The sequence below is a fragment of the Bradyrhizobium sp. LA2.1 genome, from assembly GCF_040547725.1.
GTDB classification, from domain to species: Bacteria; Pseudomonadota; Alphaproteobacteria; order Rhizobiales; family Xanthobacteraceae; genus Bradyrhizobium; species Bradyrhizobium barranii.
Genome location: NZ_JBEPQI010000007.1, coordinates 71,413 through 93,518, shown reverse-complemented (window position 1 = coordinate 93,518; position 22,106 = coordinate 71,413). Strand labels below are relative to the sequence as shown.

At 64.9% G+C, this 22,106-nt stretch carries 21 protein-coding genes; 17 read left to right on the top strand and 4 right to left on the bottom strand.

Annotation, left to right across the window (positions count from 1 at the left end; all coding sequences use genetic code 11):
• Positions 1 to 215: 215 nt before the first annotated feature.
• On the bottom strand, positions 216 to 2,612 hold the full coding sequence (locus tag ABIB95_RS15225; protein WP_354240361.1) for a lytic transglycosylase domain-containing protein: 2,397 nt from the start codon (positions 2,610 to 2,612) through the stop codon (positions 216 to 218).
• Positions 2,613 to 2,892: 280 nt separating this feature from the next.
• Between ABIB95_RS15225 and dapA the strand changes: the two genes are divergently transcribed.
• Genes dapA through ABIB95_RS15205 form a run of 4 tightly spaced genes read left to right on the top strand, consistent with a single transcriptional unit; the run spans position 2,893 to position 5,379 of the window.
• Positions 2,893 to 3,783 (top strand): 4-hydroxy-tetrahydrodipicolinate synthase, encoded by an 891-nt coding sequence (gene dapA, locus ABIB95_RS15220; RefSeq protein WP_038975901.1) that lies wholly within the window; start codon positions 2,893 to 2,895, stop codon positions 3,781 to 3,783.
• Between the two features lie 50 nt (positions 3,784 to 3,833).
• Positions 3,834 to 4,247, top strand: coding sequence for a large conductance mechanosensitive channel protein MscL (mscL, locus tag ABIB95_RS15215; protein ID WP_063986320.1), 414 nt, complete (start codon positions 3,834 to 3,836; stop codon positions 4,245 to 4,247).
• A 59-nt stretch (positions 4,248 to 4,306) separates the two neighbouring features.
• Positions 4,307 to 4,780 carry an SsrA-binding protein SmpB gene (gene smpB, locus ABIB95_RS15210; protein ID WP_008133025.1) on the top strand — a complete coding sequence of 158 codons (474 nt, stop codon included), beginning with the start codon at positions 4,307 to 4,309 and terminating at the stop codon, positions 4,778 to 4,780.
• Positions 4,781 to 4,797: 17 nt separating this feature from the next.
• Positions 4,798 to 5,379, top strand: coding sequence for a peroxiredoxin (locus ABIB95_RS15205; protein ID WP_354240359.1), 582 nt, complete (start codon positions 4,798 to 4,800; stop codon positions 5,377 to 5,379).
• Here the strand turns inward: ABIB95_RS15205 and ABIB95_RS15200 are convergent.
• Entirely contained in the window at positions 5,376 to 6,050 is a 675-nt protein-coding gene (locus ABIB95_RS15200; RefSeq protein WP_063982832.1) for a uracil-DNA glycosylase, read from the bottom strand. The genes ABIB95_RS15205 and ABIB95_RS15200 overlap by 4 nt on opposite strands.
• Positions 6,031 to 6,678: a LabA-like NYN domain-containing protein gene (locus tag ABIB95_RS15195; protein ID WP_014494741.1), complete on the bottom strand. Its 648-nt coding sequence runs from the start codon at positions 6,676 to 6,678 to the stop codon at positions 6,031 to 6,033. Before ABIB95_RS15195 ends, ABIB95_RS15200 begins: the two co-directional genes overlap by 20 nt.
• Positions 6,679 to 7,007: 329 nt before the next feature.
• Between ABIB95_RS15195 and rpoZ the strand changes: the two genes are divergently transcribed.
• From rpoZ to ABIB95_RS15130, 13 genes are all read left to right on the top strand, one after another.
• Positions 7,008 to 7,400 carry a DNA-directed RNA polymerase subunit omega gene (gene rpoZ, locus ABIB95_RS15190; protein WP_014494742.1) on the top strand — a complete coding sequence of 131 codons (393 nt, stop codon included), beginning with the start codon at positions 7,008 to 7,010 and terminating at the stop codon, positions 7,398 to 7,400.
• A 207-nt stretch (positions 7,401 to 7,607) separates the two neighbouring features.
• Entirely contained in the window at positions 7,608 to 9,893 is a 2,286-nt protein-coding gene (locus ABIB95_RS15185; protein WP_071913178.1) for a RelA/SpoT family protein, read from the top strand.
• Between the two features lie 44 nt (positions 9,894 to 9,937).
• Entirely contained in the window at positions 9,938 to 10,690 is a 753-nt protein-coding gene (locus ABIB95_RS15180) for a pyridoxine 5'-phosphate synthase (RefSeq protein ID WP_354240357.1), read from the top strand.
• Positions 10,687 to 11,106: a holo-ACP synthase gene (gene acpS, locus ABIB95_RS15175; RefSeq protein WP_354240355.1), complete on the top strand. Its 420-nt coding sequence runs from the start codon at positions 10,687 to 10,689 to the stop codon at positions 11,104 to 11,106. Before ABIB95_RS15180 ends, acpS begins: the two co-directional genes overlap by 4 nt.
• 250 nt (positions 11,107 to 11,356) lie before the next feature.
• Positions 11,357 to 12,121 (top strand): signal peptidase I, encoded by a 765-nt coding sequence (gene lepB, locus ABIB95_RS15170; protein ID WP_354240353.1) that lies wholly within the window; start codon positions 11,357 to 11,359, stop codon positions 12,119 to 12,121.
• A complete protein-coding gene (gene rnc, locus ABIB95_RS15165; protein ID WP_247343422.1) occupies positions 12,118 to 12,984 on the top strand; it encodes a ribonuclease III in 867 nt (288 codons plus the stop codon). Before lepB ends, rnc begins: the two co-directional genes overlap by 4 nt.
• Entirely contained in the window at positions 12,974 to 13,900 is a 927-nt protein-coding gene (gene era / locus ABIB95_RS15160) for a GTPase Era (RefSeq protein ID WP_063982835.1), read from the top strand. Before rnc ends, era begins: the two co-directional genes overlap by 11 nt.
• Positions 13,901 to 13,921: 21 nt before the next feature.
• Positions 13,922 to 14,302, top strand: a complete 381-nt coding sequence (locus ABIB95_RS15155) for a hypothetical protein (protein ID WP_028150631.1) — start codon at positions 13,922 to 13,924, stop codon at positions 14,300 to 14,302.
• A 140-nt stretch (positions 14,303 to 14,442) separates the two neighbouring features.
• Positions 14,443 to 15,195: a DNA repair protein RecO gene (gene recO, locus ABIB95_RS15150; protein ID WP_354240350.1), complete on the top strand. Its 753-nt coding sequence runs from the start codon at positions 14,443 to 14,445 to the stop codon at positions 15,193 to 15,195.
• Between the two features lie 104 nt (positions 15,196 to 15,299).
• A complete protein-coding gene (locus tag ABIB95_RS15145) occupies positions 15,300 to 15,578 on the top strand; it encodes a hypothetical protein (protein ID WP_071913189.1) in 279 nt (92 codons plus the stop codon).
• Positions 15,579 to 15,638: 60 nt separating this feature from the next.
• Positions 15,639 to 17,897 (top strand): DNA topoisomerase IV subunit A, encoded by a 2,259-nt coding sequence (gene parC / locus ABIB95_RS15140; RefSeq protein WP_354240348.1) that lies wholly within the window; start codon positions 15,639 to 15,641, stop codon positions 17,895 to 17,897.
• Between the two features lie 314 nt (positions 17,898 to 18,211).
• Entirely contained in the window at positions 18,212 to 19,762 is a 1,551-nt protein-coding gene (locus ABIB95_RS15135; protein WP_354240346.1) for an ABC transporter substrate-binding protein, read from the top strand.
• 4 nt (positions 19,763 to 19,766) lie between these two features.
• On the top strand, positions 19,767 to 21,311 hold the full coding sequence (locus tag ABIB95_RS15130) for a GMC family oxidoreductase (RefSeq protein ID WP_354240344.1): 1,545 nt from the start codon (positions 19,767 to 19,769) through the stop codon (positions 21,309 to 21,311).
• Positions 21,312 to 21,313: 2 nt separating this feature from the next.
• Here the strand turns inward: ABIB95_RS15130 and ABIB95_RS15125 are convergent, their stop codons facing one another.
• The gene (locus tag ABIB95_RS15125; protein ID WP_354240342.1) at positions 21,314 to 22,045 is read right to left on the bottom strand and encodes an outer membrane protein; all 732 of its coding nucleotides are present in this window, start codon (positions 22,043 to 22,045) and stop codon (positions 21,314 to 21,316) included.
• Positions 22,046 to 22,106 lie beyond the last annotated feature (61 nt).

The following is a 22,106-nucleotide window of genomic DNA, read 5'->3' as shown; positions in this document are numbered from 1 at the left end:
GGCGGCGATCGACCCCTTCATGTTTGAGGACGTGGAACGGCTAGCTTGCCGATCGGACTACGACCAGGGAGCGCTCAGGGCTCAGCGTCGAGCAAGGCTCGCCTGAAGATCACGCGCGAGCTTCAGCTCTTCTTCAGCAGCTCACGTCCGGACGCGCTGCGGCGCTCGCCGCCGACGCTCTCGGTGGTCAATCGGGAGCGCACAGGAGGATGGCTCTATTCCACGCTGCCGGTGCCGCGGCGCAGGTCAGCTTCGATCTGCAACCGTGTGCCGCCGCCGAAGCGGGCGCGGTAGACCTGAAGATTCTCCATGATCCGCTGCACGTAGTTGCGCGTCTCGGAGAACGGAATCAGCTCGACCCAGTCGACCGCGTCGACCTTGGGATCGCGCGGGTCGCCGTAGCGGTCGACCCATTTCTTCACGCTGCCGCGGCCGGCATTGTAGGCGGCAAAGGTCATGATGTAGGAGCCGCGGTAGTCCTCGAGCAGTCCGCCGAGCTCGGCCGAGCCGAGCGTGGCGTTGTAGACCGAATCGTTCTTCAGCCGCCCCAGATCGTAGGTCGCGCCGTGCCGCTTGCAGACGTAACGCGCGGCGTCCGGCGTCACCTGCATCAGGCCGTAAGCCTGCGCCGGCGAGACCACGGAGGGGTTGAACGCGCTTTCCTGCCGCGCGATCGCATAGACGATACTGCGCTCGACCTCAGGGCCGATCGGCGTGAACTGCGGAATGCCGTTGACGGGATAGGCGTAGAAGTCGAAGGGGAGGCCGCGGTTGAGCGCAGCCTTGCCGAGCAGCAGCATGCCGCGCGCGTCGCTGTAGCGCTGGGTGAGCTCGCCAAGGCCGGCAAGCGCCTCGGGATCGCCGTTCTCGCCCATGTCGGCGAGAACAGGTATCGCCATCTCCCGCTCGTCGAGCTCGTAGAGCAGGTGCGCGGCGCGCACGATCTCCAGCCGTTCGGCGCCGCGGCCGCGCGGCTGGCTGTTGAGCTCGATCTGCGGCAGGCCGAGTTTTGCGCGCGCGAGCTGGCCGTAATAGCTGGTGGATTGCTCGGCCGCCCGGGCGTAGGCGTTGCGCGCCTCCTGCTGGCGGCCCGCCGCTTCCGCCGCGCGGCCCTGCCAATAGCCGGCGCGCGCCAGCGTGGTCGGATTGACGCTGCCGACGCCGATGCGGGCGAAATGCTGGGTGGCGGCCGCGGGGTCGTTGAGGAAGCGCAGCGCGATCCAGCCGGCGGTGAACTCCTGCTCGGTCTTGTAGATGTCGCGCGAGGGCAGGGCCGCGTCGCGCGCGATCAGATAGGCGCTGCGGAATTCCTCGGTGTCGATCATCTTGCGCGCCAGTAGACGCCGCTCGATCCACCATTCGTCGAGATTGTAGAGACGGTTCGGATCCTTCGGCGCCGACAACATCAGCTGGGCGGCTTCGGCGAACTTCTCCTCGCGGCGCAGGAGCTGGATCTTGCTGAAGATGAAGCCGGGATCGTTGTGCAGCTCGCGCGGCACGGCGTCGAGCAGCGCGCGCGCATTCGGCGCCTTCTTGACGGAGGCGATGCGGGCCTTGGCCAGCGCGACATAGCCGGCGCCGAGGCGTTTTGCGGCGCGGAGCGCGGCTTCGTTCTCGCTGCCGTAGAGCAAGGTGTCCATCCGCGCCTTCTGGTCGCCCGGCGTCAGCAGGGCGCCGAACTGGTCGAGCGCGTTGTTCTCGGTCTCCTCCGACATCGGATCACTGCGCCAGGCCTCGCGCACCAGCCGCTCGGCGTTGGCGCGGTCGCCGCGCGCCAGCATCGCCTTGGCGAGCGTGAAGCGGCCCTTGGCGGACACAGGCGATTCATTCTCGAACCACGACCACGCGACCGAATCGTCGCGCCTGTCGTCCCACATCGCGGCCTCCAGGCGCCGGCGCAGGAAGGTCTGCGACGGCCAGCTCGGATTGGCGGAGAGGAAGGCGCGATAGCGTTCCACGGTCGCGCCATTGTCCTCGCTGCGCAGGATGATCCATTCGGCGAGCTTTCGTGCGACGGGATCCGAGATCGAGGCGGCGTAATTGGTAGCGTCGGCCGCCTTGCGCTTGCGCACGAGCTCGATGACGTTCTCGAGCGTGTCCTTGTCGGCCTGCGACGTCGAGGAGGTCGCAGCGACCGCGGCCGGCGTGACTGGCTTGCGCGGCGTGGCGTGCTGGCGGGTCGCCGGCGCAAGCAGAGGAGCTGCGACGGGTTTGGCGACGGGCGCCGGGGCGGCAGGCCTGACGGTAGCCGTCACGGCCGGCGCGGGTGCGGTCTTGGGGGGCGAGCCATTGGCGGCCGGCTGTGATTTTGGCGCGGCGGCTGCGGGCTTGGGCTTGTCCTTGGCGGGTTCCTTGCCGGCGCTCTTGCCTGCATCCTTGGCGGCGTCCTTGCCAGCATCCTTGCCAGGTTTCTTCGCGGCATCCTTGGCCGGGGCGGCAGCTGCTCCCTTGCTCGCGCTCTTCGGTGTTTCCTTGCCGGTTCCCTTCGTTGTTTCTTTGGCTGATCCCTTCGCGGCGTCCTTGGCCGCCGGCTTCGCGGTGTCCTTGGCCCCGTCCGCGGTCGTCTCATTGGACTTGGCCAGGGCGGCGCAGCCGACCGACAGCCCGGCCATGAGGCACACGGCCAGACCGGTGGATCGCCATGCGGAACGAGGAAAGGAGGTCACGGCGTTTGGTCGCCCCGAATCAGTCAGTTGGCTCAAGACCTAGCTGTATTCGCTTGAATATGCGGACAAAATACCAACAGCTGCTTACCTTTGCCCGGTTTGCACCACCACCGCGGCAAAATCGCGGCCTAAACGGTGCGTCACACGGAAGCGGGTCTTTTACCGGCGGGATAGACCCGATATGAATGCAGCTTGCTCAAGAGATAGCCGCGTACGGAGGAAGTCCATGGCAGCCAAGACGAAATTCCGGGGATCGTTCACCGCCTTGGTCACGCCGTTCAAGAACGGCTCGCTGGATGAGGCGGCGTTCCGCTCGCTGGTCAACTGGCAGATCTCGGAAGGCACCAACGGCCTGGTCCCGGTCGGCACCACCGGCGAGAGCCCGACGCTCAGCCATGACGAGCACAAGAAGGTCGTCGAATGGTGCATCGCTGAAGCCAAGGGGCGCGTACCCGTGGTCGCGGGTGCCGGCTCCAATTCGACGAAGGAGGCGATCGAGCTCGCGCAGCACGCCGAGAAGGCTGGCGCGGATGCCGTGCTGGTCGTGACGCCCTACTACAACAAGCCGACCCAGGAAGGGATGTACCAGCACTTCAAGGCAATCAACGATGCGATCGGCATCCCGATCATCATCTACAACATTCCGCCGCGCTCGGTGATCGACATGTCGGTCGACACCATGAAGCGGCTGTGGGAGCTGAAGAACATCGCCGGCGTCAAGGACGCCACCGCCAGCATGGTCCGCGTCTCGCAGCAGCGCGCGGCGATGGGCGAGGATTTCAACCAGCTCTCCGGCGAGGACGCGACCATCCTCGGCTACATGGCGCATGGCGGCCATGGCTGCATCTCGGTGACCTCGAACGTCGCGCCGCGCCTGTGCTCGGAATTCCAGGCCGCCTGGGCGAAGGGCGACACCAAGGCGGCGCTCGCAATCCACGACAAGCTGATGCCGCTGCACAACAACCTCTTCATCGAGAGCAATCCGGCGCCGATCAAGTACGCGATGTCGCTGCTCGGCAAGCTGGACGAGACGCTGCGCCTGCCGATGGTTCCGGTCACCGAGCCGACGCGCGTTGCCGTGCGCAGCGCGATGGTTCATGCTGGGCTGATCAACTGATTTAGCCAACCGGGGAGCCGTTCATGAGCGTCGACGAGAAGGGCAGGAAGATGCTCACGGAGTTCCGCGAGTTCGCCATGAAAGGCAACGTCGTCGACCTCGCCGTCGGCGTCATCATCGGTGCGGCCTTCGGCGCCATCGTCACGTCGCTGGTCGGTGACGTCATCATGCCGATCATCGGCGCCGCGACCGGCGGCCTCGACTTCTCGAACTACTTCGCCCCCTTGTCGAAGGCGGTGACCGCCACCAACTTAGCGGATGCGAAAAAGCAAGGTGCAGTACTTGCTTACGGCAGCTTCCTGACGCTGACGATCAACTTCATCATCGTTGCCTTCGTGTTGTTCCTGGTGATCCGCGCCATGAACACGCTGAAGCGCAAGGAAGAGGCTGCGCCCGCTGCTCCAGCGAAGCCGTCGGCCGAGGTCGAACTGCTGACCGAGATCCGCGATCTCCTCAAGAAGTGACGCGCGCGCTTCATCCGAGCTGTTAGCTTACGCGCGTATCTCGATCAGGTTTGTCTTCCATGGCCGACAAGAACGAACGTCCAATCAAGGTCATGGCGGAAAATCGCAAGGCCCGCTTCAACTATGCGATCGAAGACACGATCGAGGCGGGCATTGCGCTCACCGGCACCGAGGTCAAATCGATCCGCAACGGCAAGAGCACGATCGCGGAGTCCTACGCCGATTCCAAGGACGGCGAGATCTGGCTGATCAACGCCACCATTCCCGAATATCTCCAGGGCAACCGCTTCAATCACGAGCCCAAGCGGCCGCGAAAGCTGCTTCTGCATCGCAAGCAGATCAACAAGCTGATGGGCGCGGTCGACCGCGAAGGCATGACGCTGATCCCGCTCAAGCTCTATTTCAACGAGCGCGGGCGGGCCAAGCTGCAGCTGGCGGTTGCAAAGGGCAAGAAGCTGCACGACAAACGCGAGTCCGAGAAGAAGCGCGACTGGAGCCGGGAGAAGGGCCGGCTGTTGCGGGCGAGGGGATAGCGGCAAGAGGTTGGCGGATGACTCAGAAGAACCTGCTCGAGGTCGATTGGAGCCAGATTCCCGCACCCGCCGACGACGGCGGCGCCGCGCATCTCAAGGGCCTGACCTTGCCTCCGGTCAGCCTGCTCGCGACCGACGATACGTCGGTGAATCTGTCAGCGCTCTCCGGCCGGACCGTGGTGTTCGCCTATCCGCGCACCGGCGAGCCCGGCAAGATCGGGCTGGTGGACGATTGGGACATGATCCCGGGCGCGCGCGGTTGCACGCCGCAGACTTGCGCGTTTCGTGATCTGTTTGCCGAGCTGAAAGCCGCCGGCGCCGCCCAGGTGTACGGCCTCTCGACCCAGAGCAATGCGTACCAGACCGAGATGGCATCGCGGCTGCACCTGCCGTTCCCCGTGCTGTCGGATGAGAAGCTGGCGCTGACGCGCGCCCTCAATCTGCCGACCATGGAGGTCGCTGGCCTGACCTTGATCAAGCGCCTTGCGCTGATCATCGACGACGCCAAGATCACGCATGTGTTCTATCCGGTGTTTCCGCCCGACCGGAACGCCGGCGATGTCCTGGACTGGCTCAAGGCCAATCCAGCCGAGCCCTAGTCCAGGTCGGCCTTCACCTTCGCGAACACGCTGCGGAACATGTCTGTCGTCAGCACGCCGGTGTTCGTGTTGTAGCGCGAGCAATGATAGCTGTCGTAGAGCCTGAATGCGCCAGCCTGATGCACGGCGCCGTGGCCGAAGGGAGCTTGCGAGGCCTTCAGGTTCAGCGGTTTGAGCACCGTGTCGTGCGCAATGCGTCCGAGCGCGACGATGGCGCGCAGCTTCGGCATCGACGCGAGGGTAGCCCCGAGGAACTGGCGGCAGGTGTTGATCTCGACCGGCAGCGGCTTGTTCTGCGGCGGAACGCAATGCACGGCATTGGCGATCCGGCAGTCGACCAGCTTCAGGCCGTCGTCGGGCCGCGCCTGATAGGTGCCCTTGGCGAAGCCGTATTCGAGCAGCGTGGCGTAGAGCAGGTCGCCGGCATAGTCGCCGGTGAAGGGGCGGCCGGTGCGGTTGGCGCCCTGCATGCCTGGTGCAAGGCCAACGATCAGCAGGCGCGCCTTGATGTCGCCGAAGGGGGGGACCGGGGCGTTGTGCCACAACGGCTCGCGCGCGCGGTTCGCCTCGCGAAAGGCGACCAGGCGCGGACAAAGCGGACAGTCACGGTCGGGGACGAGGGTGAGAGGCTGGCGGCTTGACCGAGCCGCCTCACTCCTCGAAGTCGTCATCGCCCCTCGGCGCCATCGTGGTCGCGCGCTGGAGGAACTGCGGGGCGTGATGGCGTCCCTCGCCACGCTCGCCGCGGTCACGCGGGGCGGGGCGTTCGGACGGGTCGCGGCCGAGCTTGGATTGCAGCTCGACGAGGTCGGTGAAGACGTCGGCCTGGCGGCGCAGCTCGTCGGCGATCATCGGCGGCTGGCTCGCGATGGTGGAGATCACGGTAACCCGGACGCCGCGGCGCTGGACGGCTTCGACCAGGGAGCGGAAGTCGCCGTCACCCGAGAACAGCACCATCTGGTCGATGTGCTCGGCGAGCTCCATGGCGTCCACGGCGAGCTCGATGTCCATGTTGCCCTTGACCTTGCGGCGGCCGGAGGCGTCGATGAACTCCTTGGTCGCCTTGGTGACGACCGTGTAGCCGTTGTAGTCGAGCCAGTCGATCAGCGGGCGGATCGAGGAGTACTCCTGATCCTCGATGATCGCGGTGTAGTAGAACGCCCGCAACAGCGTCCCGCGGCTCTGAAACTCCTTCAGCAGGCGCTTGTAGTCGATGTCGAAGCCGAGAGTTTTCGCCGTCGCGTAGAGATTGGCCCCATCGATGAAGAGCGCGATCTTGTTAGTGGCAGAAGGTGACATTCAGTTTGCTCGCGTAGCGTTCGTGATTGATCGTTTATTGTTGGCGCGGCGACAGCAAGCCGCGCAGGTCTATGGTGCCGCCGAAGCCCGTCGAAACCGCAAATCCGGAGAAGTCGTGGCAATCAAGGTATAGTTATGGCGGACCTGCATACGCCCGGTGCCACCCTCAATAGCAGCCCGGCAAACCACCCATCCCAGCCCCAATGTGGGGGTAGCAGAGCCGTTTGGCGAGGCCAAATCACAAATTGGCCTTGCGAAATCGCCCTGTCCCCTATAACTAGCCCCAATCATCCACATATTTCGTCCCACCCACAACGGAGCGACAGTCCATGGCTCGCGTCACCGTAGAAGATTGTATCGACAAGGTCGACAACCGGTTTGACTTGGTCCTGCTGGCCGCCCACCGGGCCCGCATGATTTCGTCCGGTTCACAACTAACGGTTGACCGCGATAACGACAAGAACCCCGTTGTGTCTTTACGCGAAATTGCGGACGAAACCATCTCGCCGGAGGACCTCCGCGAGGAGCTGGTCCACTCGCTCCAGAAATTCGTCGAGGTCGACGAGCCTGAGCCCGATACGGTCCCGCTGATCGGTTCCGCCGGCGCCAGCGTCGATGCGGACGATACCGAAGTTGCCGTTGAGCGCATGACCGAAGAGGAGCTCCTGAAGGGCCTCGAGGGCCTCGCGCCGCCGGAAGAACAGCCCGAGGAGGACGAGTAATCGTCCCGTCGCAGTCGTCGATTTCTTGTGATCTTATCAAAGGCCCGAACCCGTGTTCGGGCCTTTGCTTTTGTTGGCGTTTTCGTGGTTACCATAGCGTTGCCGCATCGCGTTGCGCGCCTGTCACCGAATTGATCGGACGCACGCGCGATCGGGGCTAAGATGTATGCAACGGACGGCTCATGGTCCGTTTGAAGGCAGGATGGCATGGTGTATCGGCGCCGGAGACAAACGCAGATGCTGGCCGCAACCGAATCGGTTGCCGTGGCCCCGACTGCGCCGGTGGGGCGCCCGGCCAAGCCTCGCGCGCGCATGATGCGTCAATATGACCTCGTCGAGCGCGTCAGGTCCTACAATCCCAATACCAACGAAGACCTGCTGAACCGCGCCTATGTCTACGCCATGAAGGCACACGGCTCGCAGACCCGTGCCTCGGGCGATCCGTATTTCTCGCACCCGCTCGAAGTGGCGGCGATTCTCACCGATCTGAAGCTCGACGACGCCACCATCGTGGCTGCCCTGCTGCACGACACGATCGAGGACACCGAGGCGACGCGTGCCGAGATCGACCAGATCTTCGGGCCCGAGATCGGCGCGCTGGTCGAGGGCCTGACCAAACTGAAGCGGCTGGAACTGGTGTCGCGCGAGGCCAAGCAGGCCGAGAACCTGCGCAAATTGTTGCTGGCCATTGCCGACGACGTCCGCGTTCTGCTGGTCAAGCTCGCCGACCGCCTGCACAACATGCGTACGCTGGACTTCGTGCCGCCGGAGTCGCGACGGCGCATTGCCGAGGAGACGCTCGACATCTATGCGCCGCTGGCCGGCCGCATGGGCATGCAGGAAATGCGCGAGGAGCTGGAGGATTTGTCCTTCCGCACCCTCGATCCGGAAGCCTATTCGGTGGTGATGCAGCGGCTCGACGCGCTCGCCGAGCGCAATCGCAACCTGATCGGCGAAATCGAGGACCAGCTCTCCAACAATCTGCGCCACCGGGGGCTGGGCGCGCGGGTCTATGGCCGCCGCAAGAAGCCGTTCTCGATCTGGACCAAGATGGAACGCAAGTCGGTCGGCTTCGAGCAATTGTCCGACATCTTCGGCTTCCGCCTCGTCGTCAACGACATCGAGGCCTGCTATCGCGCGCTCGGCATCGTCCACACCAACTGGCCGGTCGTGCCCGGGCGTTTCAAGGACTACATCTCGACGCCGAAGCAGAACGACTACCGCTCGATCCACACCACGGTGATCGGCCCCGGCAACCAGCGCGTCGAGCTCCAGATCCGTACCGAGGCGATGGACCAGATCGCCGAGCGCGGCATCGCCGCACACGTGTTCTACAAGGAAGACGTGGGCTCGCCGACCGAGTTTCTCAAGCGCGAGTCCAATGCGTTCGCCTGGTTGCGCCACACCATCGGCATCCTCTCGGAGAGCGCCAACCCCGAGGAATTCCTCGAGCACACCAAGCTCGAGCTGTTCCACGACCAGGTGTTCTGCTTCACCCCGAAGGGCAAGCTGATCGCGCTGCCGCGCCATGCCAATGTGATCGACTTCGCCTATGCCGTGCACACCGACGTCGGCAACAGCGCCGTCGGCTGCAAGATCAACGGCCAGTTCGCGCCGCTGTCCTCGGAGCTCCAGAATGGCGACGAGGTCGAGGTGCTGACCTCGGAGGCGCAAGCGGCGCCGCCCTCGGCCTGGGAAACGCTCGCGGTCACCGGCAAGGCGCGCGCCGCGATCCGCCGCGCCACCAGGACCGCGGTGCGCGACCAATATGTCGGTCTCGGCCGGCGCATCGTCGAGCGCCTGTTCGAGCGCGCCAAGATCGAATATGCCGACGACAAGCTCAAGGGCGCGCTGCCGCGGCTGGCGCGCACCTCGATCGAGGACGTCATGGCGGCGGTCGGCCGCGGCGAGATCAAGGCCTCCCACGTCGCGCGTGCGATGTATCCCGACTACAAGGAGGAGCGCATCGCGCGCTACGGCGTCAAGAAGGGGCTCGCCGCCAAGCTCAGGGAGAAGTCGTCGGAGCCGCCGCGCAGCCCGGTCGCGATCCCGATCCGCGGCATCAATTCCGACCTGCCGGTGAAGTTCGCGCCGAACGGCGGCGCCGTGCCCGGGGACCGCATCGTCGGCATCGTCACGCCGGGCGAGGGGATCACGATCTACCCGATCCAGGCGCCGGCCCTGAAGGATTTCGAGGAGGAGCCGGAGCGCTGGCTCGACGTGCGCTGGGACATCGAGGATTCCGCGCCGCAGCGCTTCCCGGCCCGCATCAAGGTCGAGAACGTCAACGAGCCCGGCGCGCTGGCGCAGATCGCGACTGTGATCGCCGAGCACGACGGCAACATCGACAACATCAGCATGCAGCGCCGCTCGCCCGATTTCACGGAGACGACGATCGACCTCGAGGTCTACGATCTCAAGCATCTGAGCGCGATCCTCGCCCAGTTGCGCGCGAAGGCGGTCGTCGCTCGCGTCGAACGTGTTAATGGATAGACGCCTTTCGTAGGCTCCATCTCCCTGATTTCGAGAGTCCTGAAATGTCCGCTTCTCCGCTCCGCCTCGGCGTCAATATCGACCACGTCGCAACCGTGCGTAACGCGCGCGGCGGCCGCCATCCCGATCCGGTGCGCGCCGCGCTTCTGGCGATCGAGGCCGGCGCCGACGGCATCACCGCGCATCTGCGCGAGGATCGCCGCCACATCCGCGACGAGGACATGGCGCGGCTGAAGGCCGAGATCTCCAGGCCGCTCAATTTCGAGATGGCGGCGACCGACGACATGATGCGGATCTCGCTCGCGACCAAGCCACACGCGGTGTGCCTCGTGCCGGAGCGCCGCCAGGAGGTGACGACCGAAGGCGGCCTTGACGTCGTCGGCCAGCACAATGCGCTCGCGCCCTACATCGCGCGGCTGAACGATGCCGGCATCCGGGTCTCGCTGTTCATCGCCGCCGATCCCGCTCAGATCGAGATGGCGGCGCGGCTGAAGGCGCCCGTGATCGAGATCCACACCGGCGCCTGGTGCGACGCCGTCGTCGACGGTCATACCGACAAGGCCGAGGCGGAGTGGAAGCGGATCGTGGCGGGGGTGAAGCTGGCGAAGCAAGCCGGGCTCGAAATCCATGCCGGCCACGGGCTCGACTACGCGACGGCGGAGACGATCGCGGCGCTGCCGGAGATCATGGAGCTCAACATCGGCTACTACATGATCGGCGAGGCGCTGTTCGTCGGGCTTGCCGAGACGGTGCGGACCATGCGCGCGGCGATGGACCGTGGCCGGAGCCGGGCATGATCATCGGCATCGGCTCCGACCTGATCGACATCACCCGCGTCGGCAAGGTGATCCAGCGCCATGGCGAACGGTTCCTCGACCGCATCTTCACCGCGGCCGAGCGGGCCAAGGCGGAGCGGCGCGCCAAGAGCGAGAAGATGGTGGTCGCAACCTACGCCAAGCGCTTCGCGGCCAAGGAGGCCTGCTCGAAGGCGCTCGGTACCGGCATCCGGAACGGTGTCTGGTGGCGCGACATGGGGGTGGTCAACCTGCCGGGAGGGCGGCCGACCATGCAGTTGACGGGCGGGGCGCTGGCCCGGCTCCAGGCCCTGACGCCCGAGGGGTTCGAGGCGAAAATCGACCTGTCGATCACCGACGACTGGCCGCTGGCGCAGGCCTTCGTCATCATTTCCGCGGTGCCGCTGGCCAAGCCCTGACCGTCGGCGGGCTGTTTTTATAATTCACATTAAAAATCAATGTCTTATGCAGTTTTGATGCGATCCTTGATTGCGTGGCCCCCGACAACCGTCTAAAAGTCCGCGAACGCAAATCAGGCTGGGCGAATTCGGCTTTACGCCGGAATTGGCCCTCATTATCAGAATCAGGACAATCTCCTTGGGCCGCGAAGCGATGGGCTGTTCGCGGAAGGAGGGCGCTCTGTGACCGCCGGCCGGAATTGAGAGAGCAATGAGCGTGACTTCGGGAACGAAAACTGAAAGCGGCGTCGGCGAAACGATCCGCGTCGTGATCCATGCTCTCCTGATCGCGCTCGTGATCCGCACGTTCCTGTTCCAGCCGTTCAATATTCCGTCCGGTTCGATGAAGGCGACGCTGCTGGTCGGCGACTATCTGTTCGTCTCGAAATATTCCTACGGCTATAGCCACTACTCGATCCCGTTCTCGCCGCCGCTGTTCTCGGGGCGGATCTGGGGCTCGGACCCGAACCGCGGCGACATCGTGGTGTTCCGCCTGCCGAAGGACGACTCCACCGATTACATCAAGCGCGTCATCGGCCTTCCCGGCGACCGCGTCCAGATGAAGGATGGGCTGCTGTACATCAACGACATCCCGGTCGAACGGCAGCGCATGAGCGAATTTTTCGGCGAGGATCCCTGCGGATCCGAAGGCGGGGGCATCTCGCGGGTGAAGCGCTGGAAGGAAACGCTGCCGAACGGCGTGTCCTATGAGACGCTGGACTGCGCCGACAACGGCTACATGGACAACACCAACGTCTACAACGTGCCGCCGGGCCATTTCTTCATGATGGGCGACAACCGTGACAACTCCACCGACAGCCGCTTCCTCGGCCAGGTCGGCTACGTGCCGCAGGAGAATTTGATCGGCCGCGCCCAGATGATCTTCTTCTCCATCGCCGAAGGCGAACATGCCTGGATGTTCTGGCGCTGGCCTTGGGCGGTGCGCTGGAACCGTTTCTTCAAAATCGTCCGATGAAAGACGAAGCCAAGGACATCCCGATCCAATCGACCGAGCCCGCGGCGGGCGCCGACGGCGAAGCTGCGACCAAGACGCTTGCGACCAAGACGCCTGAAGCCAAGAGACCTGAAACCAAGACGCCTGCAAAGAAGAAGCGGGTGCGCAGCAGCAAGGCCAAGGGCTCGGATGCGAACGCGGCGCTCGAGGCGCGCATCGGCCACAGCTTTGCCGATCCGAATCTGCTGATGCAGGCGATCACGCATGTCTCGGCGCTGAAGTCGGGGCGCAAGCGCGGCGACAGCTATCAGCGGCTGGAATTCCTGGGCGACCATGTGCTGGGGCTCGTCGTCTCCGACATGCTCTATCACGCCTTCCCGAATGCTGATGAGGGCGAGCTGTCCAAGCGACTTGCCGAACTGGTGCGCAAGGAGAGCTGCGCCGACGTTGCCAAGTCGCTCGGTCTGCTCGACGACGTCAAGCTCGGTTCGGTCGGACCGAGCGCCGATGCCCGCCTGCGCAAGAGCGTGCTCGGCGACATCTGCGAGGCCGTGATCGGCGCCGTCTTCCTCGACGGTGGCTACGCGGCGGCGGCGGAATTCGTCAGGCGCAACTGGACCGAACGCATGCACAAGCCGCGGCGTCCCTTGCGCGATCCCAAGACCGTGCTGCAGGAATGGGCGCAGGGGAAGGGGCTGCCGACGCCTGTCTACCGCGAGGTCGAGCGCACCGGCCCGCATCACGATCCGCAGTTCCGCGTCGCGGTGGATCTGCCGGGATTGGCGTCGGCCGAAGGCATCGGTGGCAGCAAGCGTGCAGCGGAGAAGGTGGCGGCCTCAGTGATGATCGAACGTGAAGGTGTTGGCGGCGGCAATGACGGCTGAAGCAAGCGGCGAGGCGCCCTCCACAACGCGCTGCGGCTTCGTTGCGCTGATCGGCGCGCCGAATGTCGGAAAATCCACGCTGGTCAATGCGCTGGTCGGGGCCAAGGTCACGATCGTCTCGCGCAAGGTGCAGACCACGCGCGCGCTGATCCGCGGCATCGTCATCGAGAACAACGCGCAGATCATCCTGGTCGACACGCCCGGCATCTTCCTGCCCAAGCGCCGGCTCGACCGCGCCATGGTCTCGACGGCCTGGAGCGGGGCGCACGACGCCGACCTCGTCTGCGTGCTGCTCGACGCCAAGGCCGGGATTGATGAAGAGGCCGAGGCGATCCTCACCAAGGTCGCCAGCGTCAAGCACGAGAAGATCCTGGTCATCAACAAGGTCGATCTGGTCCAGCGCGAGAAGCTGCTGGCGCTGGCGCAGGCCGCCAACGAGCGCATGGCCTTTGCAAAGACCTTCATGATCGCGGCGATCTCGGGCGACGGCGTCGACGACCTCAGGCATACGCTGGCCGAAATCGTGCCGCCGGGCCCGTTCCTCTACCCCGAAGACCAGATGTCGGACGCGCCGATGCGGCAGCTTGCGGCCGAGATCACGCGCGAGAAGATCTATCGCAAGCTGCACCAGGAATTGCCCTACCAATCCACGGTCGAGACCGACAAGTGGGAGGAGCGCAAGGACAAGTCGGTGCGCATCGAGCAGACGATCTTCGTCGAGCGCGAGAGCCAGCGCAAGATCGTGCTGGGCGCAGGCGGCGCCACCATCAAGTCGATCGGCGCGGACTCGCGCAAGGAGATCGGCGAGATCCTGGGCGTGCCGGTGCACCTGTTCCTGTTCGTCAAGGTGCGCGAAAACTGGGGCGACGATCCCGATCGCTATCGCGAGATGGGCCTGGAATTTCCCAAAGAATAACCAAGAAAAGATCGGTCACCGATGAGCGTACCCAGCAACGTCCGGCGCTTCGAAGCGCTGCTCTATGCGTCATTGATGCTGGATGCCCTGTCGGTCGCGGTGCAGGACCGCACGCCCAATGCCGAGATGACCGAGCAGATGATCATGATGGCGACCATGCTCGCCGGCGGCATGATCCTGCTGCTGGTCTATTTCGTCTGGTTGGCTGCGCGTTGGCGCAAGAACTGGCCGCGCTGGGTGCTGGCGGCGGCCCTCGTGCTGTCCGTGATCTCGCTCGGCCAGATCATCGGCGAGAAGGGCCTGGAGCTCGACAGCGTCATCGAGATCGTCTCCTGCGTGCTGACCGCGATGGGGCTGTATTTCTCGTTCAGCGGCGACGCCCAGGGCTGGTTCAACGCCTAACGTCTTGCGCGATGCCGTAGGGTGGGCAAAGGCGCGCCCTTGCGCGCCGTGCCCACCATAATCGCGCTGCGGATCAAATTGGTGGGCACGCTTCGCTTTGCCCGTCCTACACTCACCTGAAATGCGATAAGCTCCGTTCCATGGAATGGACCGACGAAGGCATCGTGCTGGGCGTGCGGCGGCATGGCGAGAGCAGCGCCATCGTCGAGCTGCTGACGCGTGCGCACGGCCGGCATCTCGGCCTCGTGCGCGGTGGCGCCGGTTCGCGGATGCGGCCGCTCTTGCAGCCCGGCAACAGCGTCGGTGTGGTGTGGCGGGCGCGGCTCGACGAGCATCTCGGCACCTATGCGATTGAGGGCCTCAAGCTGCGCGCGGCGACGCTGCTGGGATCCGCCCACGGGGTCTATGGCGTCACCCATCTCGCCTCGATTGCGCGGCTGCTGCCGGAGCGCGATCCGCACGAAGACATCTTTGCGATGCTCGAACACTCGCTCGATGATTTCGACGATATCGGCAGTGCCGCTGTGCACCTCATCCATTTCGAGCTGGCGATGCTCGCCGAGCTCGGCTTCGGGCTCGCGCTGGAAAACTGCGCGGTGACCGGCGAGACCACGGACCTGATCTATGTTTCGCCGAAATCCGGCGGCGCGGTGTCGCGCGGGGCCGGCGAACCGTGGCGCGACCGGCTGTTGCGCCTGCCGCCGTTCCTGCGTCGTGGCGAGGCCGCGAGCGACCTCACCGACCAGGATCTCCAGGACGGCTTCCGGCTCACCGGCCTGTTCCTGCTGCGCCATGTGCTGGAGCCCCGCGGCCAGGGCCATTCCGACGCGCGCGCCGGCTTCATCAATGCGCTGACGCGGCAGCAGGCGAAGGCGGCTATTCCGGCGCCATGACCTGAGGGCGCCTCTGCCTTGCCCGCGGGCATGATATTTCCCGGGAACGAAATCCCCCTGGCTGAATTGGCCCTCGCAGGGTTCCACAACGGGGACAGCCAAAAATGTTGATCAAGGGATTCGCCGTGTCGGCGGCGTTGCTTGCGTTCGCGCCTGACGCCGTGGCTGGCGAGCCGCAACCGGGTGTCTTTCGCCGGGCATCCTGCACCGTGATCCGGTATTACGTGGCGAAATATTCCGCTGCGGCCGCAGAGAGTTGGGCGCGGTCCAAGGGGGCAACGGAGGCCGAAATCGAGGTCGCCCGGCGTTGCCTGACGAATGCGCCGGTCACCGCGCAAGCCAAGACCCAGCAGCCAGTGACCGCCGGCTGGGCAGGGCAATAGCCGCCCACAGGGAACCAATCGATCCTTGCCCGATTCGCTTCCACGGTTTAACCGGGCGGCATGGGAAAACGATTGATTCCGCCGGAGGAACCGGCCGAAATTCACGAGGTGCCGCTGCGTGAGGCGCTGGAAGAGCGCTATCTCGCCTATGCGCTCTCCACCATCATGCACCGTGCGCTGCCGGATGCGCGCGACGGTCTGAAGCCGGTGCACCGGCGCATCCTCTACGGCATGCGCCTGCTCCGGCTCGACCCCGGCACGGCGTTCAAGAAATCCGCCAAGATCGTCGGCGACGTGATGGGCTCGTTCCATCCGCATGGCGACCAGGCGATCTACGACGCCATGGTACGCCTCGCGCAGGATTTCTCCTCGCGCTACCCGCTGGTCGACGGCCAGGGCAATTTTGGCAATATCGACGGCGATAACCCGGCTGCCTACCGCTACACCGAAGCGCGCATGACCGACGTCGCGCGGCTTCTGCTCGAGGGCATCGACGAGGACGGCGTCGAGTTCCGGCCCAACTACGACGGCCAGTCGAAAGAGCCGGTCGTGCTGCCCGGCGGCTTTCCGAACCTGCTCGCCAACGGCGCACAGGGCATCGCGGTCGGCATGGCGACCTCGATCCCGCCGCACAACGCCGCCGAGCTCTGCGACGCCGCGCTGCATCTGATCGAGAAGCCCGACGCGAAATCCAAGGCGCTGCTGAAGTGGGTGAAGGGCCCGGATTTCCCGACCGGCGGCATCTGCGTCGATTCCAAGCAGGCGATCGCTGAAGCCTACACGACCGGTCGCGGCTCGTTCCGTGTTCGCGCTCGATGGGAGCAGGAAGAGGGTACGCGCGGTACCTGGGTCGTCGTCGTCACCGAGATTCCCTTCCTGGTGCAGAAGTCGCGCCTGATCGAGAAGGTCGCCGAGCTGCTGGACCAGAAGAAGCTGCCGCTGGTCGGCGACATCAGGGACGAGTCGGCCGAAGACGTCCGCATCGTGATCGAGCCGAAGTCGAAGAACGTCGATCCCGCCCTGATGATGGAATCGTTGTTCCGGCTGACCGAGCTCGAAAACAAGATTCCGCTGAACCTCAACGTGCTGATCAAGGGCCGCATCCCCAAGGTCGTCGGGCTCGCGGAGTGCTTGCGCGAATGGCTCGACCATCTGCGCGACGTCCTGATCCGCCGGACCAACTTCCGCAAGGCGCAGATCGAGAACCGGCTTGAAGTTCTGGGCGGTTTGTTGATCGCGTACTTGAACCTCGACGAGGTGATCAGGATCATCCGCACCGTGGACGAGCCGAAGCCGGCGCTGATCAAGGCGTTCAAGCTTACCGAGGTGCAGGCCGAGGCCATCCTCAACATGCGCCTGCGCAGCTTGCGCAAGCTCGAGGAAATGGAGATCCGCACCGAGGAAAAGAACCTCCGAGCCGAGCTCAAGGGCATCAACGCGGTGCTCGCCTCGGAGCCGGAGCAGTGGAAGAAGGTCGGCGAGCAGGTCGGCAAGGTCCGCGACATGTTCGGACCGAAGACGCCGCTCGGCAAGCGCCGCACCACCTTTGCGGATGCGCCCGAGCACGACCTCGCCGCAATGGAGGAAGCCCTCGTCGAGCGCGAGCCGGTGACGGTCGTGGTCTCCGACAAGGGCTGGATCCGCACCATGAAGGGCCATGTCGAGGATCTCTCGGGGCTGGCCTTCAAGCAGGACGACAAGCTCGGTTTTGCCTTCTTTGCGGAGACGACCTCGAAGCTGCTGCTGTTCGCCACCAACGGCAAGTTCTACTCGCTCGATGTCGCAAAGCTTCCGGGCGGTCGCGGTCACGGCGAGCCGATCCGTCTGTTCATCGACCTCGAGCAGGAGGCCGCTCCCGTTGCGCTGTTCGTCAACAAGGGCGGGCGCAAGTTCCTGGTCGCGAGCCACGAGGGCCAGGGCTTTGTCGTCAACGAGGACGATTGCGTCGGCACGACCAAGAAGGGCAAGCAAGTCCTCAACGTCGACATGCCGAACGAGGCGCGCACGGTCACCGAGGTGATCGGCGACACCGTCGCGGTCATCGGCGAGAACCGCAAGATGCTGATCTTCCCGCTCGACCAGGTGCCGGAGATGGCCCGCGGTCGCGGCGTGCGGCTGCAGAAGTACAAGGACGGCGGCCTGTCCGACGTCGCCGTGTTCGAGGCCAAGGCGGGCCTGACCTGGAAGGACTCCGCCGGCCGCGAATTCTCCGCGACCATGAAGGAGCTTGCCGAGTGGCAAGGCACCCGTGCGGATGCCGGCCGCATGCCGCCGAAGGGTTTCCCGAAGTCGAACAAGTTCGGCAAGGTGATCGGGTAAGCAGGCTCGTGTCCCGGACGCGCTGCAGCGTGAAACGCTGCTGCGCAGAACCGGGACGCCACAACACAGGTGTCATGCCCCGGCTTGACCGGGGCATCCAGTACGCCGCGGCTTCTCGGTTTCATCACGCCCCTCTCTGGAATACTGGATCGCCCGCCCCTGTGCGCAAGTGCGCACTAGGCGGGCGATGACAGCGAGTGTGGCGCAAACGCTTGGCAGATAGGCGTGAGCGCATAAGTGCCTGCGTTGATCGGGCACGAACATTGCTTTTTCTTTGCCTGCAAATGAACTCTCAAGAAGAAGCAAAAGGCACAATGTTCAAACTGAAGGCTTTCATTCCGGCGCTGTTCGGCCTCGCGCTGGTCGCGGCGCCCGCGCATGCCGCTGGTAATCTCGTTGCAGTGCTCGAGGCGGAGATCGTCACGCTCGATCCGCATTTTTCCACGGCCTACATTTCGCGCACGTTTGGCTACATGGTGTTCGACACGCTCTTTGCGAAAGACTCCAAGGGCGACATCAAGCCGCAGATGGTGCAGGAATGGAAAGTCTCATCCGACGGATTGACCTATACGTTCACGCTGCGCGATGGCCTGAAATGGCATGACGGCCAGCCGGTCACGGCGGCCGATTGCGTGGCGTCGCTGCGCCGCTGGGGCACCCGGAGCGCGCTCGGCCGTCGGATCTTCGCGATTACGGCCTCGCTCGAGCCGACGGATGCGAAAACCTTCGTGCTGACGCTGAAGGAGCCGTCCGGCCTCGTGATCGATGCGCTCGGCAATCCCGTCAGCCCCGTCGCCTTCATGATGCCCGAGCGCATCGCGAAAACACCCGGCGACCAGCGCATCACGGAGATCATCGGCTCCGGCCCGTTCGTCTACAGCAAGGCCGATCACCGCACCGGCGATCGCATGATCCTGAAGAAATTCGCCGACTATGTGCCGCGCCCCGAGCCCGCCGATTTCCTCGCCGGCGGCAAGCGCGTCGGCATCGACACGCTCGAGATCCGCGTCATCCCTGATGGTGCGACCGCCGCGTCTGCGCTGCAGGCGGGCGAGGTCGACTTCATGCAATATGCGCCGTTCGATCTGCTGCCGCAGCTGGAAAAGAATTCCCGCGTAAAACTCGTGAACTTCACCGGCGGCAACATGTTCGCAGGCGCCTACCGCCTCAACGCCGCATCGAAGCCGTTTGATGATCCGGAAATTCGCCGCGTGCTGTGGAAGCTGGTCGACCAGCGCGAGGTGCTGGATGCGCTCGGGCTCGATGCCAAATACGCCGCTCCTTGCGCGACGTTCTTCACCTGCGGCACCACCTATGAGAGCAAGGCCGGCACGGAAGCGGCCGCAAAGACGTCGATTGAAGCGGCGAACGCCGCGTTGAAGGCGACCAAATATGCCGGCGAGCCCGTGGTCGTCATGGAAGCCAACGATCTCGAAGCCCCGCGTGTCTCGGCGCAGGTGCTGGCCGAGCGGCTGAAGCAGGCCGGGTTCAACGTCGATCTCCAGGTGATGGACTGGGCGAGCGTGCTGGCGCGCCGCGCCAAGAAGGAAGGCTGGAGCGTCTATGGCGTCCACGCCGGCGGTTTTGACCTGGGCTCGCCGCTGACCAACGTCATGGTCGCCTTCAACTGCGCCGACTTCACCGGCTGGCAGTGCGATGCGCGCATCACGCCGCTGATGGAAGCCTTCGCCAAGGCGCCTGCCGAGGAGGATCGCAAGAAGATCGCCGGCGAGATTCAGAGCGTCATGTACGATCAGGCGCCCGCGATCCCGTGGGGCCAGTTTGCGCAGCCGGCGGCCTATCGCGCCACCCTGCGTGGTCTGATACCGTCCGCCATCCCGGTGTTCTGGAACGTTGAGAAGTAACGCGATGTACGATGTCATTGTTGTCGGCGGCGGCTCCGCCGGCGCCGCTGTTGCGGCACGGCTTTCCGAAGATCCCGCACGGCGTGTCCTGCTGCTCGAGGCGGGGCTGGACTGGCGCGCGGACGAGGCGCCCTGGGAGGTGATGACGCCAAATCCGATCCCGATCATCCACAAGCGTGAGTACCAGGAGAAATGGCAATGGCCCGATCTCCTGACGCGCCGGGTGGCGGGGCAGGAGCCGCGCTTCTACTGGCGCGGCAAGGGGCTTGGCGGCTCATCGATGATGAACGGCCAGATCGCCATCCGCGGCGTCGCTGACGCGTTCGACGAATGGGCGGCCAATGGCTGCACCGGCTGGTCGGCCAAGGACGTGATGCCGCTGTTCTCGGTGATCGAGGATGATTTGGAATTTGGTGACGCCCCGGGCCATGGACGCAGCGGACCGCTGCCGGTCTATCGCGCTCCGCCCGAGAAGTGGGGCCCGATCGATCGCGGCCTGCGCGATGCGGCGCTGGCGAGCGGCTATGCCTGGTGCGCCGACCTCAACGGTCCTGATGGCGAGGGCGTCGCCTGCTATCCCATCAACAGCCGGGACAGCCGCCGCATCACGACCAACGAGGGCTATCTCGAGCCGGCGCGCGGCCGTGCCAATCTCGAGATTCGCGGGCACGCGCTGGTCGATCGCGTGCTGATCAGCGACGGCCGGGCGACCGGCCTTCGTGTTCACATCGAAGGGCAGGGCACCCACGAGATCAGCGCGCGCCAGATCGTGCTCTGCGCCGGCGCCATCCACAGTCCGGCGATCCTGCTGCGTTCGGGCATCGGACCGGCGGATGAGCTGAAGGCGATGGGGATTGCGGTCGAGCGCGATCTGCCGGTCGGCCGCCACTTCTTCGACCACCCGCTGTTTCGCGCCACGATCCAGCTCCACGAAAATCTGCGGCCGACCGATCCGGACACCCGCCACACCAATTGCTGCGTGACCTATTCCTCCGGCCTCGCCGATGGCGGCAAGCGCGACATGATCCTGATCGCCTTCAACCACCGTGGCATCGGCGTGCCCGGTGCGATCGGCGCCGGCCTGTTCAACGCCTATTCGCGCGGCACGCTCAAGCTGGCTTCGACCGATCCGGCGATCGATCCCATCGTCGAGGAGAACATGCTCGCCGATCCCCGCGACATGCTGCGCATGATGGACGCGGTGAAACGACTGGCCGTGATCACCTCGCAGCCGGCGCTTTCAGGCATTGCTGACTGGATCAGGCTGACCGACACCGATCTGACGCTGCCGCAAGCTGCGGCCTTGCCGGATCACGAGCTCGATGCGCTGCTGCGCCGCGAGACCGGAGACATCCAGCATGCCGCCGGCAGTTGCCGCATGACTGGGGTCAACGACCCCGATGGCGTGGTCAACCCCGACGGCACCGTGAAGGGTATCTCGGGCCTACGCGTCGCCGACGCATCGATCATGCCGTCCGATTGCCGCGCCAACACCCACTTCACGACGGTGGTGATCGGCGAGGCGATTGCGCGGATGATGATGCGTTAGCGCTAGAAGTGATAGTTCACGCCTGCCGTCACTGCGTGAATGCGATCCTTCAGGCTGAAGATGTTGACGGTCGTGCCGGCCCCGTTGCTCAGGAACGCGCTGTGGTCGCCGAAGTCGTAATAGTCGTATTCGAAAACCGCGGACCAATGCGGCGCGAACGCCCAGTCGACGCCGGTGCCGGCGGTCCAGCCGGTTCGGGTGCTGGCTCCGCTGGGATTGACGGGGACGCCACCAGCGGGCGTGAAGGCATCGTCAAGCTTTTCACGCGTCCAGGCGCCGCCGCCCCGAACGAACACCAGCCAGCGATCAGCGAACGCGTAGCCGAGCCGCGCCGTGGCCGAGGCCAGGAAGTCGTTGCTCATCGTGAACTGGCTGGGAACGACGACGCCCGTCACGAGGTTTCTGACCGTGCCGGCGTGCGAGTTGCGGAGGCTGTTCCAGGCCGCACGGCCTTCGGCACCCACGACCCATCTGCTCGCGAATTGATAGTCGCAGCCGACCTGTCCGCCCCCAACGAAGCCTGTTGAACTGAAGGAGACAGAGTTTCCAAGCGAGTTGGTGGTCCGGTCGTCGCTGACGACACCGCCGACGTGTGCGCCGACGTAGCAACCGGTCCAGGTGAAGGGGATAGGCGCGAGGGGAGGTGCCTTCACCGCCAGATCAGCCGCCAAGGCCGCGCTGGAAAATCCCAATGCCAAAAGCATACCGGCGCAAAGATTGATGCAACGCGTCATTTCTGAAATGTCCCCACATGCCCAAAACGTGCATGCATCTTTGCCAGATATGGTGGGCGTG

Excerpts from the sequence above, each read along its gene's own strand:
- parC (WP_354240348.1), top strand. The coding sequence starts at position 15,639 with ATGGGAAAACGATTGATTCCGCCGGAGGAACCGGCCGAAATTCACGAG.
- lepB (WP_354240353.1), top strand. The coding sequence starts at position 11,357 with ATGAGCGTGACTTCGGGAACGAAAACTGAAAGCGGCGTCGGCGAAACG.
- ABIB95_RS15125 (WP_354240342.1), bottom strand. The coding sequence starts at position 22,045 with ATGACGCGTTGCATCAATCTTTGCGCCGGTATGCTTTTGGCATTGGGA.
- ABIB95_RS15205 (WP_354240359.1), top strand. The coding sequence starts at position 4,798 with ATGACTCAGAAGAACCTGCTCGAGGTCGATTGGAGCCAGATTCCCGCA.
- recO (WP_354240350.1), top strand. The coding sequence starts at position 14,443 with ATGGAATGGACCGACGAAGGCATCGTGCTGGGCGTGCGGCGGCATGGC.
- ABIB95_RS15130 (WP_354240344.1), top strand. The coding sequence starts at position 19,767 with ATGTACGATGTCATTGTTGTCGGCGGCGGCTCCGCCGGCGCCGCTGTT.
- ABIB95_RS15155 (WP_028150631.1), top strand. The coding sequence starts at position 13,922 with ATGAGCGTACCCAGCAACGTCCGGCGCTTCGAAGCGCTGCTCTATGCG.
- ABIB95_RS15135 (WP_354240346.1), top strand. The coding sequence starts at position 18,212 with ATGTTCAAACTGAAGGCTTTCATTCCGGCGCTGTTCGGCCTCGCGCTG.
- rpoZ (WP_014494742.1), top strand. The coding sequence starts at position 7,008 with ATGGCTCGCGTCACCGTAGAAGATTGTATCGACAAGGTCGACAACCGG.
- ABIB95_RS15180 (WP_354240357.1), top strand. The coding sequence starts at position 9,938 with ATGTCCGCTTCTCCGCTCCGCCTCGGCGTCAATATCGACCACGTCGCA.
- ABIB95_RS15225 (WP_354240361.1), bottom strand. The coding sequence starts at position 2,612 with ATGGCCGGGCTGTCGGTCGGCTGCGCCGCCCTGGCCAAGTCCAATGAG.
- rnc (WP_247343422.1), top strand. The coding sequence starts at position 12,118 with ATGAAAGACGAAGCCAAGGACATCCCGATCCAATCGACCGAGCCCGCG.
- ABIB95_RS15195 (WP_014494741.1), bottom strand. The coding sequence starts at position 6,678 with ATGTCACCTTCTGCCACTAACAAGATCGCGCTCTTCATCGATGGGGCC.
- dapA (WP_038975901.1), top strand. The coding sequence starts at position 2,893 with ATGGCAGCCAAGACGAAATTCCGGGGATCGTTCACCGCCTTGGTCACG.
- ABIB95_RS15185 (WP_071913178.1), top strand. The coding sequence starts at position 7,608 with ATGGTGTATCGGCGCCGGAGACAAACGCAGATGCTGGCCGCAACCGAA.
- era (WP_063982835.1), top strand. The coding sequence starts at position 12,974 with ATGACGGCTGAAGCAAGCGGCGAGGCGCCCTCCACAACGCGCTGCGGC.
- smpB (WP_008133025.1), top strand. The coding sequence starts at position 4,307 with ATGGCCGACAAGAACGAACGTCCAATCAAGGTCATGGCGGAAAATCGC.
- ABIB95_RS15145 (WP_071913189.1), top strand. The coding sequence starts at position 15,300 with ATGTTGATCAAGGGATTCGCCGTGTCGGCGGCGTTGCTTGCGTTCGCG.
- mscL (WP_063986320.1), top strand. The coding sequence starts at position 3,834 with ATGCTCACGGAGTTCCGCGAGTTCGCCATGAAAGGCAACGTCGTCGAC.
- acpS (WP_354240355.1), top strand. The coding sequence starts at position 10,687 with ATGATCATCGGCATCGGCTCCGACCTGATCGACATCACCCGCGTCGGC.
- ABIB95_RS15200 (WP_063982832.1), bottom strand. The coding sequence starts at position 6,050 with ATGACGACTTCGAGGAGTGAGGCGGCTCGGTCAAGCCGCCAGCCTCTC.